16 protein-coding genes and 1 other RNA gene are annotated in these 18849 nt (G+C 61.7%); all 17 read left to right on the top strand.

Annotated elements, in window-relative coordinates; genetic code table 11:
• The first annotated feature begins 196 nt into the window (after nt 1-196).
• A complete protein-coding gene (locus ACJJVH_RS08690; protein ID WP_412065095.1) occupies nt 197-904 on the top strand; it encodes a TerB family tellurite resistance protein in 708 nt (235 codons plus the stop codon).
• Nucleotides 901-1662 carry an N-acetylmuramoyl-L-alanine amidase gene (locus tag ACJJVH_RS08685; protein ID WP_112798006.1) on the top strand — a complete coding sequence of 254 codons (762 nt, stop codon included), beginning with the start codon at nt 901-903 and terminating at the stop codon, nt 1660-1662. The genes ACJJVH_RS08690 and ACJJVH_RS08685 overlap by 4 nt, the downstream gene beginning before the upstream one ends.
• 267 nt (nt 1663-1929) lie before the next feature.
• Nucleotides 1930-2487, top strand: coding sequence for a transglycosylase SLT domain-containing protein (locus tag ACJJVH_RS08680; protein WP_112798005.1), 558 nt, complete (start codon nt 1930-1932; stop codon nt 2485-2487).
• A gap of 78 nt (nt 2488-2565) precedes the next feature.
• A complete protein-coding gene (locus ACJJVH_RS08675) occupies nt 2566-3759 on the top strand; it encodes an NAD(P)/FAD-dependent oxidoreductase (RefSeq protein ID WP_412065094.1) in 1194 nt (397 codons plus the stop codon).
• A 67-nt stretch (nt 3760-3826) separates the two neighbouring features.
• Nucleotides 3827-4225: RNase P RNA component class A (gene rnpB, locus ACJJVH_RS08670), an RNA gene on the top strand.
• 429 nt (nt 4226-4654) lie between these two features.
• The gene (gene mraZ / locus ACJJVH_RS08665) at nt 4655-5095 is read left to right on the top strand and encodes a division/cell wall cluster transcriptional repressor MraZ (RefSeq protein ID WP_412065093.1); all 441 of its coding nucleotides are present in this window, start codon (nt 4655-4657) and stop codon (nt 5093-5095) included.
• Nucleotides 5096-5109: 14 nt separating this feature from the next.
• Nucleotides 5110-6135: a 16S rRNA (cytosine(1402)-N(4))-methyltransferase RsmH gene (gene rsmH / locus ACJJVH_RS08660; protein ID WP_412065092.1), complete on the top strand. Its 1026-nt coding sequence runs from the start codon at nt 5110-5112 to the stop codon at nt 6133-6135.
• A 1-nt stretch (nt 6136) separates the two neighbouring features.
• Nucleotides 6137-6658, top strand: a complete 522-nt coding sequence (locus tag ACJJVH_RS08655) for a hypothetical protein (protein ID WP_112797999.1) — start codon at nt 6137-6139, stop codon at nt 6656-6658.
• On the top strand, nt 6658-8409 hold the full coding sequence (locus ACJJVH_RS08650) for a peptidoglycan D,D-transpeptidase FtsI family protein (protein WP_113434783.1): 1752 nt from the start codon (nt 6658-6660) through the stop codon (nt 8407-8409). The genes ACJJVH_RS08655 and ACJJVH_RS08650 overlap by 1 nt, the downstream gene beginning before the upstream one ends.
• Before the next feature lie 66 nt (nt 8410-8475).
• Nucleotides 8476-9939: a UDP-N-acetylmuramoyl-L-alanyl-D-glutamate--2,6-diaminopimelate ligase gene (locus ACJJVH_RS08645; RefSeq protein ID WP_412065091.1), complete on the top strand. Its 1464-nt coding sequence runs from the start codon at nt 8476-8478 to the stop codon at nt 9937-9939.
• A complete protein-coding gene (locus ACJJVH_RS08640; RefSeq protein ID WP_113371364.1) occupies nt 9936-11396 on the top strand; it encodes a UDP-N-acetylmuramoylalanyl-D-glutamyl-2,6-diaminopimelate--D-alanyl-D-alanine ligase in 1461 nt (486 codons plus the stop codon). Before ACJJVH_RS08645 ends, ACJJVH_RS08640 begins: the two co-directional genes overlap by 4 nt.
• An 11-nt stretch (nt 11397-11407) precedes the next feature.
• Nucleotides 11408-12529: a phospho-N-acetylmuramoyl-pentapeptide-transferase gene (gene mraY / locus ACJJVH_RS08635; RefSeq protein WP_112797991.1), complete on the top strand. Its 1122-nt coding sequence runs from the start codon at nt 11408-11410 to the stop codon at nt 12527-12529.
• 7 nt (nt 12530-12536) lie between these two features.
• Nucleotides 12537-13949: a UDP-N-acetylmuramoyl-L-alanine--D-glutamate ligase gene (murD, locus tag ACJJVH_RS08630; protein ID WP_412065090.1), complete on the top strand. Its 1413-nt coding sequence runs from the start codon at nt 12537-12539 to the stop codon at nt 13947-13949.
• A 1-nt stretch (nt 13950) separates the two neighbouring features.
• Entirely contained in the window at nt 13951-15105 is a 1155-nt protein-coding gene (ftsW, locus tag ACJJVH_RS08625; RefSeq protein ID WP_112797987.1) for a putative lipid II flippase FtsW, read from the top strand.
• 180 nt (nt 15106-15285) lie between these two features.
• Nucleotides 15286-16407, top strand: coding sequence for an undecaprenyldiphospho-muramoylpentapeptide beta-N-acetylglucosaminyltransferase (murG, locus tag ACJJVH_RS08620; RefSeq protein WP_412065089.1), 1122 nt, complete (start codon nt 15286-15288; stop codon nt 16405-16407).
• Entirely contained in the window at nt 16404-17819 is a 1416-nt protein-coding gene (gene murC, locus ACJJVH_RS08615) for a UDP-N-acetylmuramate--L-alanine ligase (RefSeq protein WP_112797983.1), read from the top strand. Before murG ends, murC begins: the two co-directional genes overlap by 4 nt.
• Nucleotides 17816-18790, top strand: a complete 975-nt coding sequence (murB, locus tag ACJJVH_RS08610) for a UDP-N-acetylmuramate dehydrogenase (protein WP_112797981.1) — start codon at nt 17816-17818, stop codon at nt 18788-18790. Before murC ends, murB begins: the two co-directional genes overlap by 4 nt.
• The last annotated feature ends 59 nt before the right edge of the window (nt 18791-18849 follow it).

Raw genomic sequence — 18849 nt, 5'->3', positions numbered from 1 at the left:
AAAGTAAAGAATTTAAGAAATCCGCGGATTGTTTTGTCGCCGGAGGGTGGCCGATGCACGATTGGATGAGGTCGGAAGTACGCAATCGTTACCAAATTGTGAAAAGTGTTTTCGGCCTTGCGACGAATGGACTGCTTGCAATGGCAACCATAATTTGATCAAGGTGTTGTACTGTTCGGAAGCCGTTGGGACCACGATGTCGTTTTGGGAAAAATTGCTGAATGCCATCGGTAGCACGGCCGGCAATGCCCTGTCGGCGGTGGTCGAGGCGATTCGCACCGTGTTCGAAGGCGATCCCGAAACTCGCCGCAAGGTGGCGTTCTCCGTTGCGATAATTGCCCTTTCGGCCAAGATGGCGAAGGCAGACGGCGTCGTGACGGAAAACGAGGTCAATGCGTTCCGCGAGATCTTTGAATTTCCGCCCGACCAGGCCAAGAACGTCGCGCGCCTTTATAATCTGGCACGTCAGGACGTGGCCGGCTACGAAGCCTATGCGGAGCGGCTCGCGTCTCTGTGCGAAACCTGCACGAAGAATTGCCCGGTGCTGGAGGACGTGCTCGACGGCCTGTTTCACATCGCCAAGGCCGACGGCTTGATTCATGAGAAGGAAATGGCCTTCCTTCTGCATGTCGCCGAGTTCTTCCATATGAGCGAAGAGCGGTTCGAGCAGATCAGGGCACGCCATGTCAGCGGCGGACGTGATCCCTACAAGGTGCTCGGCGTATCGCGGCAGGACGATTTTCCGACGATCCGCCGTCGGTATCATGGCCTCGTCTACGAGAACCATCCCGATCGCCTCGTGTCGCGCGGCGTGCCGGAGGAGTTCCACGCCATCGCCAATGAGCGCATGGCGGCTCTGAATGCGGCTTATGCCGAGATCGAGAAAGAACGCCGCGCAGCATGAGTGCATTCAAGGCCGATTTCGCTCGCGCCCATGTGCAGCCTTCACCGAACCATGGCGAACGGCGGGACGGCCGTCGCCCGGATATAATCCTTTTGCACTACACCGGCATGGGCACGGCCGAAGGCGCTCTCGATTGGCTCTGTCGCCCGGAGAGCCAGGTGTCGAGCCACTATTTCGTCTTCGAGGACGGGCGCGTCATGCAACTCGTTCCGGAGGAGCGCAGGGCTTGGCATGCCGGCAAGAGTTCCTGGCACGGCGATGACGATATCAATTCGCGGTCGATCGGCATCGAGATCGCCAATGCCGGCCATCCCGGCGGCCTGCCGGATTTCCCCGAGGAGCAGATCGAAGCGGTCATCGAACTGTGTCGCGATTGCGGCCAACGCTGGGCAATCGCGCCCGAACGGGTGCTCGGACATTCCGATGTAGCGCCTGTGCGCAAGGTGGATCCGGGCGAGAAATTTCCGTGGGCCAGGCTGGCCAGGGCGGGTGTGGGCCATTGGGTGGAGCCGGCGCCCATCACCGGCGGCCGATTCTTTCAGAAGGGCGATGTCGGTCAGCCGATCGAAGCATTGCAATCCATGCTTTCGCTATATGGCTACGGCACTGAAATAACGGGCGAATTCTCGGAAAAGCTGAAGGGAGACGTTGAAGCCTTCCAGCGTCACTTCCGTCAGGAACGCGTAGACGGCATCGCCGATTTTTCCACCATCGACACGCTTCATCGCCTCCTTTCCGCGTTGCCCCGCTATTCGTAGCATTCCGGGCTTGGCTGCCTGTATTTATAGCCGGCTATGGATGAGAAAACGCGTAACTCCCTGCTATGCCACACCTTTTCCCTATTATCTCCGCATTGCATTGGTCTAACGGCGCTCGCTGAACGGCGGTCGCGCCGTCTGAGTTTGTGTGTCGCGCGGCCGTAGACGACTAATGGGGACTGTGCACTCCGGCGGCTCTTTTTTGCCTCCAGCCGGGCGTGACGGCTTGCGCCGTCCGCGGTCCCGCTCCTGGAGACAAAAGACTACATGAAAAATTTGATTGTTGCGGCTGTAGCATGCGCAGGCGTGCTGCTGGTGGGATATGATTGTGCCTTTGCGGGCCAGCGCGACGTAAAGCAGAAGACCGTTCCGCTCAAGATCGTCAGCCGCACCACCGGCTTTCCCATGCCCAGCGTTCCCGCCGAATTGCGGGATGCCGAGGCCTCCTTTACGCGGCAAAATCGCTATTCCGCATTGATTGCCAAATACGCCAGGCAGAACGGCGTTGCCGTCGAGCTGGCCACTGCCGTCATTCAGATCGAAAGCAACTTCAATCCTAAAACTCGCGGAAGCGCAGGCGAGATCGGCCTGATGCAGATCAAGCCGGCAACCGCCCGGCTGATGGGATATAGCGGCCGGGCCAAGGGGCTTTACGATCCCGAGACGAATATCAAGTTCGGCATGAAATATCTTGCCATGGCGCAGGATCTCGGCGGCGGCCCGACCTGCAATACCATCCTCAAATACAATGCCGGCCATGGTGCCACGCGCATGAATCCGATCTCGAAGCGCTATTGCGGCAAGGTGCTGGCGCTTTTGGACTGATGCCTGCGGCCGGATTTCGGGTAGGGCGGAATCGCTTTCCGTGCTATCGAAGCCGCGATTATGGATGAGGGTTGCGCCATGACAGCGGATTTCAGGTTCATCGTCGTCGGTCGGGGTATGATGGGAGCTGCCGCTGCCCGTCATCTTGCCAGGCAGACGGACGGCATTGCCGTCATCGGACCGGATGAGCCGGAGGATCGCGCCAATCATCGGGGAGTCTTCGGCAGCCATTACGACGAAGGCCGCATTACTCGCACGATCGATCCCGACACGGACTGGGCCCGCCTCGCAAACCGTTCGATCGGCCGCTATGCGGAAATCGAACGGGATAGCGGCATTCGGTTCTATGCGCCGGTCGGTTGCCTCGTCACCGGCCCGAAGCGAGGCGGCGAAACGCCTTATGTCGGCAATGTCGTCGCAGCGGCAGGCCGGCTCGGGGCCGAGGTGGAAATCCTCGACGATGCGGCGCTCAAGGCAAGATTTCCTTTCTTTTCCTTCGCGCCGGGAAGCGAAGGCGTGTTCGAACTGCATGGGGCGGGCCATATCAGCCCGCGCCGGCTGGTGAAGGCGCAGTCGCTCCTCGCGGAAAAAGCCGGTGCGCGGGTGATCAAGCAGACCGCATTGTCGATCCGCGAGGATGGCGGCCTTGCGATCGTGACGACGGCCGAGGGCGAGACCTACAGCGCCGAAAAGATCCTGCTGGCTGCCGGCGGTTTTTCCATTGCCGAGAATCTCTTGCCCCAACCTGTTGAGATGAAGGTTTATGGCCGCACGGTCACGTTCTTCGAGGTCGGTGAAGCGGAGGCAGAGGCTCTTTCCGGCATGCCCTCGCTGATATCGGTGAGCTCCGACGATGCAGACAGCATCTATATGCTGCCGCCGATCCGCTATCCCGACGGCAAGCACTATATCAAGATCGGCGGCGATCCGGACGATCTTGAATTCGAAAGCGAAGCGGAACTGCGGGCCTGGTTTCGCAGTGCCGGCCGGGACAAGGCTCGTGAACACCTGGCGCGGATATTCCACACGCTCGTTCCGGACGTGCAGCGGCCGGCGGCTTTCACCAATTCCTGCGCCGTTTCCTATTCGCCGACCGGTTATCCCATGATCGGCTATACCTCTTCGCCGCGGATCGCCGTTCTGACGGGCGGCTGCGGCACGGCGGCCAAGAGCTCCGATGAAATCGGCCGGCTGGGGGCGGAGCTGCTGCTCACAGGTCGAATCAGGGACGAGGGCTACGGCACGGATTTCTCTGCGCATTTCCGGAATTGATACCGGCTCGGTGCAAAGCCGTATATTTAGGTGGCAATTGTGAACCGTCTCGGTTAATGAGCCAGTGCCAGTTGGCCGGGCAGCCGCGCTTCATCAATGCCGAAAGGCGATGAGGTGAGGAAAGTCCGGGCTCCACGGAAACACGGTGCCGGATAACGTCCGGCGAGGGCAACCTCAGGGAAAGTGCCACAGAAAGCAAACCGCCCGGCCTCGAGCCGGGTAAGGGTGAAAGGGTGGGGTAAGAGCCCACCGCGTCTCTGGCAACAGCGACGGCACGGAAAACCCCACCGGGAGCAAAACCGAATAGGGATGACGCGGAGCGCGCAAGCGCTCCAGCCTGTTTCCAGGCCTGTCATCCGGGTGGGTTGCACGAGGCGTCGCGCAAGCGCCGTCCCAGATGAATGGCTGCCACGTTCCGGCCTCGGCCGGAGCCATACAGAACCCGGCTTACAGGCCAACTGGCAAATCATCACGCTTTGACGAAAGGCGTGCCTCCCGCTTTCTGCAAATAATTTCGTGAGCGGCCGAATGCCTCCGTTTACAGGCTCCGCCGCCTTGACGGGCACGGGTTTTCGCCTGTGAAAACAACCCGTTTCGGGACGTCGCCTGAACCCGATCCTAACCTTTCGTTAAACTTAACGGCTTATGAATATTCGAGCTGTTGCCATGGCTGACGTGGCTTCATCCCATTGACGCCCATATGGTCCCATGGTATCCCAAAAGAACACTGCATACGGGCAGATCAGAGCCCAATCATCGCAAAGCCATGATCGCTCCCGTCCCGGGAGTGTCGAAAGGGCGTCCGCTCTTTCGGCTTGCGAAGCTGTGTCCGATTTTGGCTGTGCCTGCGAGCGTGTAGCTGCTTGCGGGTCATGGGGGACGGGTGTTTCGCGTCATGAACCGCTTCCTGTCGAATGCGACCAACCGGATCGATGCCAAGGGGCGGGTTTCCGTGCCTGCGGCGTTTCGTTCCGTGCTGGCCGAGCGCAATATCCAGGAGCTTTACTGCTTTCAGGATTTTGTGTTTCCGGCGATCAGCGTCGGCGGTCTCGATCTGCTCGATCGATTCGAGCGGCAGATTGCGGCGGACGACCCGTTTTCGCCGGCAGCGAACCAGATGTCGCTCCTTATTCACGGGGGCGGGGTCTTCATGAAGCTCGATGCGGAAGGGCGGTTGATGGTCACGGGTTTCATCCGCGACTTCACCGGAATTGCAGACGAAGTGACCTTCGTCGGTCGGGCGGATCATTTTCAATTATGGCGGCCGGAGGCCTTTCTGGCCTTGCAGTCGCAGGCACGAGAGGAGCGCAGGCTGGCGGGCAGGCGCTCGGAATAAAGCGGGGAAACGGAATGGCGGCGAATTCAGGCGGAGGTTTTTCTGATGCCGGTGGCGGACCGGTTCGTCACATTCCGGTTCTTCTTTCCGAAGTGCTCGATGCGCTGGCTCCTGCGCCCGGCAAGATCATTCTCGATGGAACGTTTGGGGCTGGCGGTTATACCTCGGCTATCCTGGCGGGCGGCGCCGACGTGATCGCGCTCGACCGCGACCCGACGGCAATCGCGGCGGGGCAGGCGCTCGTTTCGGCCCATGCCGGGCACCTTAGTCTTATTCAGTCGCAATTTTCCCGGCTGGCCGAGCATGCGCCAGCGGGCGGCCTTGACGGTGTCGTGCTCGATATCGGCGTGTCCTCCATGCAGATCGACGAGGCCGAGCGCGGCTTTTCCTTCAACAAGAACGGTCCGCTCGATATGCGTATGTCGGCAAGCGGCGTGTCGGCCGCGGATGTCGTAAACCGTGCCAAGCTGGCCGACCTCATTCGCATCTTCGTGTTTCTGGGCGAGGAAAAGCAGGCGCCGCGCATCGCTCATGCGATCGAGAAGCGGCGTGCGGAGGCTCCTTTCGTGACCACCCGCGATCTGGCTGGGCTCATCGAGGTCGTGACGCCGCGAAAGGCGAAGGACAAGATCCATCCTGCAACGCGGGTTTTCCAGGCCTTGCGAATTTTCGTCAATGACGAGCTCGGCGAACTGGCCCAGGCGCTGTTTGCCGCCGAGCGCGTGCTCAAGCCGGGCGGTCGTCTTGTCGTCGTGACCTTCCATTCGCTTGAAGACCGGATCGTCAAGAAATTCTTCGCCGATCGCTCCGGCCGTGCCGGCGGGTCGCGTCACATGCCTATAGTGAATGAGCGACCGGCCACGTTCGAGCCGGTCGGCAAGCCGATGATCTCTGCGAGCGACGCCGAGGCGGAAGCCAATCCGCGCGCTCGTTCAGCCAAGCTGCGTGCGGGGGCGCGCACTTTGGCTCCGGCCGAGGCGGCAGATCTTTCGATCTTCGATCTGCCAAGTCTCGCCAGTCTCGGAAAGCTCGGGGGTTGAAATGCTGAAGACTTTTGACATCGTGCTGATCGGCGTCATGACGGCCATGGCCAGCGTGACCTATACGATCAAGCATCGTGCCGAGATGAAGCTGGAAGAGGTTCATCGCCTCGAATCCGAAATCAAGCTCGAGAAGGACACGATCGAACTTTTGAAGGCGGACTGGGCGCTGGTTTCCCAGCCGAACCGCCTGGAGCGGCTGGTCAACAACTATAACAACGAATTGCAGCTGCAGCCGACGCTCTCGACCGCGATCGTCCAGCCCGGCGAGTTGCCGATGCTGCGTTCGCAGCTTCCTCCGCCAACGGTGACGGCATCGAACGATCCCAAGAGCGGCAAGGCGGGCAGCGCCAAGGGCGGCGCATCGGTAGCCTCCAAGAGTGGCGATACGACGGATGCGCAGATCAGGAAGGCCATAGCGGATGTGGCTGCTGCCCCCGCACCGCGACCGAAATCGCCCGCTCTTGCCAAGCGCAAGAAGCCGAATGTCGACAACATGGCAACGGGATCGGTGGCGGAATAATGTCTTTTCTTTCTCGCATCATGGTCCTGAAGAGCAAGGCGCATTTCGCCACCGACGGCAATAATCGCCCGAGCGACGGTTTTTCCCGCACAAAGTTCGAAGGGGTCCGCAAACGCAAGGCAAACCAGGCGAAAAGCCGTGTCGTGCTGCTGGTTGCAAGTTTTGTCGCCGTCTACTGCGTGATCGGCGGCCGCCTTGCGCAGTTCGCCCTGACGCCGCCGGATACGACGTCGAGCATTTTGCCGCCGGACCGATTGATGGCCTCGCGCCCGGATATCGTCGACCGCAACGGCGCACTTCTCGCCACCGATATCCGCACCGTCTCGCTGTTTGCCGAGCCGAACAAGATCATCGATGCGGATGAGGCCGTCGAGGAACTGCGCAAGGTTCTGCCGGACCTCGATGCCAAATCCACCTACAGGAAGCTCTCGACAAAATCCTCGCATTTTGCCTGGCTTCGCCGGCAGCTGACGCCGAAGCAGCAGAGCCAGATCCTGGCACTGGGCATTCCCGGCATCGGCTTCCGCCCCGAGAAGCGCCGCTTCTATCCCGGCGGCTCCACCGCCGCCCATATTCTCGGTTACGTGAATATCGACAACCGCGGCGTTGCCGGCATGGAGAAATATATCGACGACCTGGGGCTTGCCGATCTTGCCGCAGCCGGCATGACCAACGATCAGCCGCTGCAGCCGGTGAAGCTCTCCGTCGATTTGCGGGTGCAGGACATCGTCCATGACGCGGTCGTCAACGCCGTCAAGAACTTCCAGGCCAAGGGGGCTGGGGCGGCCGTTCTCAACGTTCATACCGGCGAGGTGGTGGCCATGGCATCCGCCCCCGATTTCGATCCGAACTATCCGAACGAGGGCGCTGCCGAGGGATGGCTCAATCGCATGACGAACGGCACGTTCGAAATGGGATCGACCTTCAAGACGTTCACGATGGCCATGGCGCTCGATTCCGGCAAGGTCAGGCTACGCGACGCCTTCGACGCCACGAACCCGATCCGGATCGGCGGCTTCACCATCCACGACTTCCACGGCCAGCATCGCGTGCTGACGGTTCCGGAAATCTTCCAGTACTCCTCCAACATCGGCACGGCCAAGATCGCCGACCTCGTTGGCATCGATGCGCACAAGGAATTCCTCACCCGCATCGGACTGCTCAGCAAGATGCAGACCGAGCTGCCCGAGGTGAAGATGCCATCGCAGCCGCGCGTGTGGAAAAAGATCAACTCGATCACGATTTCCTTCGGTCACGGCGTCTCGACGACGCCGCTGCAAACGGCTGTGGCCGGTGCGGCGCTCGTCAACGGCGGCAAGCTGATCGAGCCGACCTTCCTGCCGCGTACCCGCGACGAGGCGGACGATATCGCCAAGCTCGTCATCAAGAAGAGCACGAGCGACGATGTGCGCTTCCTGCTCGACTTCAACGGTTCGAAGGGTTCGGGCCGTGCTGCCCGCGTGCCGGGCTACGACGTCGGCAGCAAGACCGGTACGGCCGACAAGGTCGTCAACGGCCGCTATTCGCACACGCTGAACTTCAACACCTTCATGGCCGTGTTCCCGATCGACGATCCGCAATACATCATCATGACCTTCTGCGACGAGCCGAAGACCGGTGAGCACGGCGGCACGATCTCGGCCTATACGGCAGCACCGATTGCGCGCGACATCATCGCCCGGGCGGCGCCGATCCTCGGCATTCAGCCAAGTTTTGGAAACGGCAACTCGGCCTTGCTGGTGTCTTATTAAGCGTGAAACAATACACACGTCGATTCGCGAGGGGCGGACTGATCGAGAAGGCGAAAAGTACATTCGATGAACTTGCGGGATATTGCCGGAAACGCGTTTCCGGAACTCAACACACAAATTGGCGGGGCGCTTGGCGATCTTGAGATAAGCGGGATCTCCGCCGACAGCCGAAACGTGTCGTCCGGCATGGCGTTTGTCGCGGTGGCCGGCACGAAGGCCGACGGAGCGAGTTTCATCGCCGATGCCGTTTCGCGCGGGGCATCCGTCGTGATTGCTGGCCATGGGGCCGATGCCGGCAATGTACCGCTGCTGCAGGTTTCCGAGCCACGCCGGTTTCTTTCCATCGCCGCCTCGCGGTTTTTCGGGCGGCAGCCGGATACGATGGTGGCCGTGACGGGCACTGCCGGCAAGACCTCGGTCGCTTCCTTCACGCGGCAGATCTGGGATCATGCCGGCCATCCGGCCGCCATGATCGGCACGACAGGCGTCGTTTCGCCGACCCGCAACGAGTATGGCGCGCTGACGACGCCCGATCCGGTATCGCTGCACAAGCTGCTTGCCGAGCTTGCCGACGAGGGTGTTACCCACGCGGCCATGGAAGCGTCCAGCCATGGCCTCGATCAGTTCAGGCTCGATGGCGTGAGGCTCGCTGCGGCCGCCTTCACCAATCTCGGCCGCGACCACATGGATTATCATCCGACGGTCGAGGACTATATGGCCGCGAAGATGCGGCTGTTCCGGGATCTGCTGCCGAAGGGCTCGCCAGCCGTCATCTTTGCCGACGATGCCTGGTCTCCCCAGGCAATCTCGGCCGCGCGCGATGCCGGGCAGGACGTTCGCACCGTCGGACGCAAGGGCAATTTTCTGACGCTGAAGCGCGTCGAGCACTTCCGTCACAAGCAGATCGCCGAGGTGCATATCGGCGGCGACATCTTCGAGGTTCATATTCCGCTCGCCGGCGATTTCCAGATCGCCAATGCTCTCGTTGCGGCCGGTCTGGCCATTTCCACGGGCGTTGCGGCGCCGGTTGCCATGGCGGCCCTTGAGAAACTCGTCGGCGCGTCGGGCCGGCTCGAGCTTGTCGGCCACACGCATGACGGCGCCCTGGCCTATGTCGACTACGCCCACAAACCGGATGCCCTTGAAAACGTCCTGAATTCCGTACGCCCGTTCACGACGGGCCGCGTCGTCGTCGTCTTTGGCTGCGGCGGGGATCGTGATCGCGGCAAGCGTCCGATCATGGGCGAGATCGCCTGCCGTCTGGCAGATGTCGTTATCGTTACCGACGACAATCCGCGCTCGGAAGATCCGGCCGCGATCCGCGCCGAGATCATGGCGGCCGCTGGCTGCGCGACGGAAATCGGCGATCGGGCCGAAGCGATCCGCAAGGCCGTTGACCTGCTGAAATCCGGCGACACGCTGATCGTCGCCGGCAAGGGGCACGAGGAAGGTCAGACGATCGGCGGCATCACGCTGCCGTTCTCCGATCATGCCGAATTGCGCAAAGCACTGGAGGGTTTGGCGTCTTGAACTGGCTATGGACAACTGAGGATCTGATCGCCGCAATCTCCGGCCGCTCCTTCGGAACGCTGCCGGAAGGCATTACGGGCATTTCCATAGACAGTCGTTCCATCAAGCCGGGCGAGGCATTTTTCGCTATCAAGGGCGATCGCGTCGATGGCCATGACTATGCCAATCTGGCTATGGCGAACGGTGCGGCGTTTATCGTGATCAGCGAGGCGCGTCTGCCGGCGATGGGCAGCTTGACCGTTCCAAAGATCGTGGTGGATGACGTGCTGGCGGCGCTGGCGCGGCTCGGTGTGGCGGCGCGCCAGCGTACGCAGGCCAAGATCGTCGCCGTCACGGGCTCGGTCGGCAAGACGACCACGAAAGAGATGCTGCGCCGGGCACTCACCCCGTCGGGTAAGGTGCATGCCTCCGTCGCTTCCTTCAACAATCACTGGGGTGTTCCGCTTACTCTGGCGCGCATGCCGGAAGATACGGATTTCGGTATTTTCGAGATCGGCATGAACCATCCCGGAGAAATTCGCCCGCTCGTCCAGATGGTGCAGCCGCATGTGGCGATCATCACCACGATCGCGCCGGCTCATCTCGGCAATTTCAACAGCATCGGCGAAATCGCGGCTGCGAAAGCGGAAATTTTCGAGGGTGTCGTGCCGGGCGGTCATGCCATTCTCAATCACGACAACGATCAGTTCGAGATGCTGGAGCGGGCTGCGACGGCGGCCGGTATCGAGCATGTGCACAGCTTCGGCCAGCATGCCAAGGCCGATGTTCGCCTGGCCGAATTCAACGCTTCGGAAGAGAACTCCACGCTTTGGCTGACGATCGGCGGCGAGACCATGGAGGTGGCGCTTGGCGCGCCGGGCCGCCATATCGCGGAAAATGCGCTTGCCGTCCTCGGCGCGGTCATGCTCATGGAGGCCGATCTCGACAGCGCCATCGATGCCCTGGCGGATCTGCGGCCGGAAAAGGGCAGGGGACAGCGCCACAAGCGCGCAATCGCCAACGGCTACTTCACGCTGATCGACGAAAGCTATAACGCCAATCCTGCGTCCATGCGCGCGGCAATCGCGCTGCTGGCGACCACGTCGCCCCATGCGGGGCCTGGTGGACGGCAGGGCAGGCGGATCGCCGTGCTCGGCGACATGCTGGAAATGGGGGATTATGCCCAGCGCGTGCATGCAAATCTTGCCGGCCCGTTGCTTGCGGCCGGTATCGAGCATGTCTGGCTGGCCGGTCCGGAGATGGCGGCTTTGAGGGATGAGCTGCCCGAAAGTGTTCATGTCGAATATCGTGAGACGACGGAGGAACTCTCGGAATTCGCGCTCAATTCAGTCGCTTCCGGCGACGTGTTGATGGTGAAATCGTCGCTGGGAATGGGGTTTGGAAAGATCGTGGCGGGCTTGCTTGACAAGTTTCCCGCATTTTCCGACACGGGCCCTCACGCCCATCAGGGGCTTTAGAAAGGGCTCTTATGCTGATCTGGCTTGCCGAACTGTCGGACCACGTTCATTTTTTCACTACTCATTTCAGATTTCTCAATCTGTTCAGATACATCACGTTTCGTACCGGCGGCGCTCTGTTCACGTCAGCGTTGATCGTTTTTCTTTTCGGGCCGCGAATCATCTCCTCCCTGCGCGTGCGCCAGGGCAAGGGGCAGCCGATTCGTGCCGACGGACCGCAGACGCACTTCAAGAAGGCCGGCACGCCCACCATGGGCGGTCTGATGATTCTTGCCGGCATCGTCGTCTCTTCGCTCCTTTGGGCGGATCTCGCCAACGTTTATGTCGTCGCCACGCTGCTCGTGACGCTCGGCTTCGGCGCGATCGGCTTCTATGACGACTATCTCAAGGTCACGAAGCAGAGCGACAAGGGCTTTTCCGGCCGCGCCCGCCTCGGCATCGAATTCGTCATCGCCGCTATCGCCGTCTACTTCATGATGACGACGGCGCTGTCCTCCGGCCCCGCCGGCTCCACCTTCGGCTCGTCGATCGCCTTTCCCTTCTTCAAGAGCCTGCTGCTCAATCTCGGCATGTTTTTCGTCCTGTTCGGGGCTTTCGTCATCGTCGCCGCCGGCAATGCCGTCAATCTGACGGACGGTCTCGACGGGCTTGCAATCGTGCCCGTGATGATTGCCGCCGCCTCCTTCGGCGTCATTTCCTATCTCGCCGGCAACTTCGTCTTTGCCGACTATCTGGCGATCAATTTCGTGCCCGGCACGGGCGAACTGGCGGTCGTCCTCGGCGCGGTCATCGGCGCTGGCCTCGGCTTCCTCTGGTTCAATGCGCCGCCTGCGGCTATCTTCATGGGCGATACCGGTTCGCTGGCGCTGGGCGGCATGATCGGTTCGGTCGCGGTTGCCACCAAGCACGAAATCGTCATGGCGATCATCGGCGGTCTCTTCGTGCTCGAGGCGCTTTCCGTCATCATCCAGGTCGGCTTCTTCAAGATGACCAAGCGTCGCGTCTTCCTGATGGCGCCCATCCATCATCACTTCGAAAAGAAGGGCTGGACGGAAAGCCAGGTCGTGGTGCGTTTCTGGATCGTCGCTGTCATCCTGGCGATGGTCGGCCTGTCCACCCTGAAGCTGCGGTGAGGCAGAGATGATCCCCGTCACCACGCTGAAAGGAAAGAAGGTCGCTCTCTTCGGTCTTGGCGGCTCGGGCCTTGCGACGGCGCGCGCCCTCGTCGCCGGCGGCGCCGAGGTCACGGCCTGGGACGACAATCCGGACAGCGCGGCCAAGGCGGCTGCCGAGGGAATAGCGGTTGCCGATCTCAGGACGATCGACTGGAACAGCCTGTCGGTGTTCGTCCTGTCGCCCGGTGTGCCGCTGACGCATCCCAAACCGCATTGGACCGTCGATCTCGCGCACGCGGCCGGCGTCGAGATTATCGGCGATGTCGAGCTTTTCGTCAGGGAACGGCGGGCGCATGCCCCGGACTGCCCGTTCATCGCCATTACCGGAACGAACGGCAAATCGACGACGACGGCGTTGATCGCCCATATCCTGCAATCGAGCGGGCGCGACACGCAGCTTGGCGGCAATATCGGTACGGCCGTGCTGACGCTCGATCCGCCGAAAGCCGGACGCTTCTATGTCGTGGAATGCTCTTCCTATCAGATCGATCTGGCGCCGACGCTCGATCCTTCGGCCGGCATTCTGCTGAACCTGACGCCCGATCACCTCGACCGGCACGGCACGATGCAGCATTATGCCGATATCAAGGAAAGGCTCGTCGCGGGCAGCGACGTTGCCGTGGTGGGTGTCGACGACAGCTATTCTTCGCTGATTGCCGACCGCGTCGAGCGGGCGGGCGGAAAGGTAATGCGGATTTCGCGCCGGCATGCTCTGGCGGATGGTCTCTATGCTGAGGGCAGCCGCATCATGCAGGCATCGAGCGGTGCCGCGAGCGAGATTGCCGATCTCGACGGCATCCAGACCCTGCGCGGCGGTCATAACGCACAGAACGCTGCGGCGGCGATTGCCGCCTGCCTAGCGGTCGGTGTCTCCGCCGACGAGATTCGGGCCGGGTTGAAGTCCTTCCCCGGCCTCAAGCATCGCATGCAGCCTGTCGGAAGGCGCGGCCGGGTCGTCTTCGTCAACGATTCCAAGGCGACCAATGCGGATGCGGCGGCGCCCGCGCTTTCGAGCTACGAGAATATCTACTGGATCGCCGGCGGCCTGCCGAAAGAGGGCGGTATCGCCAGCCTGGCGCCGCTCTTTTCGCGAGTCGCCAAGGCCTATCTGATCGGCGAGGCGGCACCGGCCTTTGCCGCGACACTCGGCGACCGGGTGCCGTATGAAATTTCCGGCACGCTGGAGCGTGCCGTCGCGCATGCCGCCGCCGATGCGGACGGCGACGAACACGAGGCTGCGGCCGTGATGTTGTCACCGGCTTGCGCAAGCTTCGATCAGTATAAGAATTTCGAGGTCAGGGGCGACGCCTTCGTCAGCCATGTTGCGGCGATCGATGGCGTCACCATGCTGATCGGTTCAGCAGCTGGAGGCAAATGATATGGTAAGCCGCGTTGAACGTGGGGCCTTGGCCGAGTGGTTCTGGACCATCGACCGCGTATTTCTCGCCCTTTTCATCCTGTTGATCGGCATCGGTTTCATGCTGTCCTTCGCGGCGTCGCCCGCCGTGGCGGAGCGCATCGGGCTCGAGCCGTTCCACTTCGTCAAGCGCCACGCGCTGTTCCTCGTCCCGGCGATTGCGACGATGATCGGCATTTCCTTCATGACGCCCAGACAGGTGCGAAGGACGGCGGTCATCCTGTTGATCGTGGCACTGGCGATGATGCTGTTCGCGCTGTTCTTCGGTGTCGAAGTCAAGGGTTCCCGGCGCTGGGTCAATATTGCCTCGCTGTCCATCCAGCCTTCGGAATTCATGAAGCCCGCCTTCGTCGTCGTCTGCGCCTGGCTGTTTTCCGAGCATGCTCGCCAGCCGGAAATCCCGGGCAACCTCTTCGCCATCATCCTCTTCGGCATCGTCGTGGCGTTGCTCGTGGCGCAGCCTGACCTTGGCCAGACCATCCTGACCACCGCTGTCTGGGGCGGCATGTTCTTCATGGCGGGCATGCCCTGGCTCTGGATCATCGTGCTCGGCGGTCTTGGCGCCGGCGGTTTCGTGACCGCCTATTACGTCTTCGATCACGTCGCGCAACGCGTGAACAAGTTCCTGACGGGTGAGGGCGATACGTTCCAGGTCGACACCGCCAAGGAAGCGATCGTTCACGGCACCTGGTTCGGCGTCGGCCCCGGCGAAGGTACTGTCAAGCGCATCATTCCGGACGCGCATACGGACTTCATCTTCTCGGTTGCGGCCGAGGAATTCGGCGCCATCTTCTGCATGGTGCTCGTGCTGATCTTCGCCTTCCTCGTGCTGCGCGGCCTGTCGCATGCCTATAAGGAAAAGAATGATTTCAACCGCTTTGCCGTCGCCGGTCTCGTTCTGCAGATCGGCATTCAGTCGATCATCAATATCGGGGTCAACCTGCAGCTCCTGCCGGCAAAGGGCATGACGCTGCCGTTGATTTCCTACGGCGGCTCGTCGATGACCGCGATCTGCGTAACGGCTGGCTTCATCCTGGCGCTCACGCGTCACAGGCCGGAAAAGCGTGCGCAGGATCGCACCATGTTCCGCGTCACGCACGGATTGCCGGCGGAGTGATCGTCTTGGGACTATCCGCCATCTGCTCGTGCCATCGCCTGCCTGCCCTTCATTCTGCGGTCGCTTTTCATGAGGCGGCGGGCTATGAGGGGGGCTTGGCCCGCGCCGATGACGCGGCCATGGCGACTTCCTATATCAGGGAGATGCCCCGGCTAGCGGGGTGTTCGCGGGAGCGAAATTATGAGTAAAGGCATTGTCCTTCTTGCCGCCGGCGGAACCGGCGGTCACGTATTTCCGGCCGAGGCACTGGCCTACAAGCTGAAGGAGCGCGGCTATTCCGTGCACCTCGTTACCGACAGCCGTGCCGAACGCTATGCCGGCAAGTTTCCGGCTGACGAGATTCATGTCGTGCCCTCGGCAACGATCGGCTCGAAGAACCCGCTGAAAGTCGCGAAGGCCCTCTGGACGCTGTGGACCGGCATGCGCGCGGCTCGCAAGCTGATCCAGCGGATCAGGCCCGTCTGCGTCGTCGGCTTCGGCGGCTACCCGACCGTTCCGCCGCTTCTGGCTGCGACGCGCATGGGTGTGCCATCCATGCTGCATGAGCAGAATGCGGTCATGGGCCGGGCCAACAAGATGCTGGCAACGCGCGTTCGCGCGATAGCGGGCGGCTTCCTCACCGAAAACGGCGCATTCGCCGAAAAGACGGTGACGACGGGTAATCCCGTGCGCCCGGCCGTCATCGAGGCTGCCAAACGTCCTTATGTGCCGTCCGGCCCGGAAGACCCGTTCAACCTGGTCGTCTTCGGCGGTAGCCAGGGCGCACAGTATTTCTCGAAGGCCGTTCCCACGGCGATCAGCCTGCTTGAAGAACCGCTGCGCAAGCGCCTGCGGATCACCCAGCAGGTGCGCCCCGAGGATATGGAGACGGTCAACAGCTGCACGAGAAAGCTTGATATGGGCGCCGATGTCGCGCCGTTCTTCAACGATATGGCGGAGCGTATCGGTGCCGCGCATCTCGTTCTCTGCCGCTCCGGAGCTTCGACGGTTTCCGAGCTTGCCGTCATCGGCCGCCCGGCGATCCTCGTGCCCTATCCGCATGCGCTCGATCACGATCAGGCGGCCAATGCCGCCGCGCTGGCGGCGACGGGCGGCGTCAAGGTCATCGTGCAGTCGGAGCTGACCTCCGAGAAGCTTTCCACCATTCTGCGCGGCGCCATGACCATGCCGGAAAAACTCGCAAAGATGGCCGCCGCCGCCAAGCAGGCGGGCAGGCCGGATGCGGCAAACTTGCTTGCCGACATGGTTGAGGCTATTGCCGCGGGACGTTCAATTCAGCAATTCAAGGGGGCAGGCGCATGAAGCTGCCGAAGGCAATCGGCCTTGTGCATTTTATCGGTATCGGCGGTATCGGGATGAGCGGCATAGCCGAGGTGCTGCATAACCTCGGCCATCGCGTGCAGGGTTCCGATCAATCGGAAAGCGCCAACGTGCAGCGGCTGCGCGACAAGGGCATTCCGGTTCATATCGGCCACAAGGCGGAAAACCTCGGCGATGCCGAAGTCGTCGTCGTCTCCACCGCCATCAAGAAGAACAATCCGGAACTGATGGCCGCGCGCGAAAAGCTGCTGCCGGTAGTGCGCCGAGCCGAAATGCTCGCCGAGCTGATGCGCTTCCGCAATGCGATCGCCATCGGCGGCACGCACGGAAAGACCACGACGACCTCGCTGGTGGCGACGCTTCTGGAAGCCGGTGGGCTCGACCCCACCGTCATCAACGGCGGCATCATCAATGCGTATGGCACGAATGCGCGCATGGGAGCCGGCGAGTGGATGGTGGTCGAGGCCGACGAATCGGATGGCACCTTCCTGAAGCTGCCCGCCGATATCGCCGTCGTCACGAATATCGATCCGGAGCATCTCGACCATTATGGCAATTTCGATGCCGTGCGTGCCGCTTTCCGGCAGTTCGTCGAGAACGTGCCCTTCTACGGTTTCGGCGTGATGTGCATCGACCATCCGGAAGTGCAGTCGCTCGTTGGCCGCATCGAGGACCGCAAGGTCATCACCTATGGCGAAAACCCGCAGGCGGACGTGCGCTTTTCGAATGTGCGCATCGACGGCACGCGCTCGCTGTTCGATGTCGAGATTCGCAGGCGCCGCACCGGCAAGGTGATCCACATCAAGGATCTCGTCATGCCGATGCCGGGCCGCCATAATATTTCCAATGCGACGGCCGCGGTTGCCGTTGCCAACCGGCTCGGGATTTCCAGCGAGGCGATCGCCAAGGGGCTGGCGTCCTTCGGTGGCGTCAAGCGCCGCTTCACGTTGACGGGCGAATGGAACGGGGTCAAGGTCTTCGACGACTACGGCCATCACCCCGTCGAAATCAAGGCGGTGCTGAAGGCGGCGCGCGAAGCCTGCAAGGGCCGCATCATCGCCGTGCATCAGCCGCATCGCTTTACGCGCCTGTCGAGCCTGTTCGAGGAATTCGCCGCGTGCTTCAACGATGCCGACAGCATCTTCCTGGCACCGGTCTATGCCGCGGGCGAGGACCCCATCGAGGGCGTCGATTCGCAGACGCTGGTTTCGCGCATCAAGGCCGGCGGCCATCGCGACGCGCGCTACCTGCCATCGCAGGAAGATCTTGCCGCCATGGTTGCGGAGATTGCACGACCGGGTGATTTTGTGGTTCTGTTGGGGGCTGGCAGCATCACATATTGGGCAGCATCATTGCCAAAGGAATTGGAAGGCCTCTCGGGTAAGTCCGCATGAAACAGGTAAACGGAGAAAAGCTTCTGGCGTCGCTCGGCGACGGTGTAAAGGACATCAGGGGCCGGCTGACGCCGGACGCGCCGATGGATCGTGTGACGTGGTTCCGCGCCGGCGGGTTGGCGGAGCTGATGTTCCAGCCGCATGACACGGACGACCTCATCGCCTTCCTGAAGATCCTGCCGGAAGAGGTGCCGCTGACGGTGGTCGGCGTGGGGTCTAATATATTGGTGCGCGACGGCGGCATTCCGGGCGTCGTCCTCAGGCTGTCGGCCAAGGGCTTCGGCTCGGTCGAGCTTGCCGGCGAGAATCGCATTCTGGCCGGCGCCATTTGCCCGGACAAGCATGTCGCAGCCATGGCGATGGACAACAGCATCGGCGGCTTCCACTTCTACTATGGTATTCCGGGCAGCATCGGCGGCGCTGCGCGGATGAACGCGGGCGCCAACGGTGCGGAGACCCGCGATCGGGTCGTCGAGGTTCATGCGGTCGACCGCAAGGGCGGCAAGCATGTGCTCAGCAATGCCGAAATGGGTTACAGCTACCGCCATTCGGACGCATCGGAAGAGCTGATCTTCACGCATGTCCTTTTCGAAGGCTATGCCGAGGATCGGGCCAAAATTCGCGCCGAGATGGATGCGGTGCGCGCGCATCGCGAAACGGTGCAGCCGATTCGGGAAAAGACCGGCGGCTCGACCTTCAAGAACCCCGAAGGACTTTCCGCGTGGAAGCTGATCGATGAAGCCGGCTGCCGCGGCCTCGTGATCGGCGGTGCCCAGATGTCGTCGCTGCACTGCAACTTCATGATCAATATGGAGCAGGCGACAGGCTACGACCTGGAGTATCTCGGCGAGCAGGTGCGCCGCGAGGTCTTCGAGAAGTCCGGCGTCAAGCTGGAATGGGAAATCAAGCGCCTTGGCTGCTTCATGCCGGGCCGGGAAGTCCGTCCGTTCCAAGGCGTTACGACCGAGTAGGCTACTGCTGTAACCGGCGTGACCTCATAATTCGATTCAACAAAAAGGCCGGGTTTTCA

This window comes from Rhizobium sp. SYY.PMSO (genome assembly GCF_046840415.1).
GTDB lineage: Bacteria > Pseudomonadota > Alphaproteobacteria > Rhizobiales > Rhizobiaceae > Rhizobium.
Note: the sequence above shows the minus strand (reverse complement) of the source record. Positions and strands in the feature narration are given on the sequence as shown.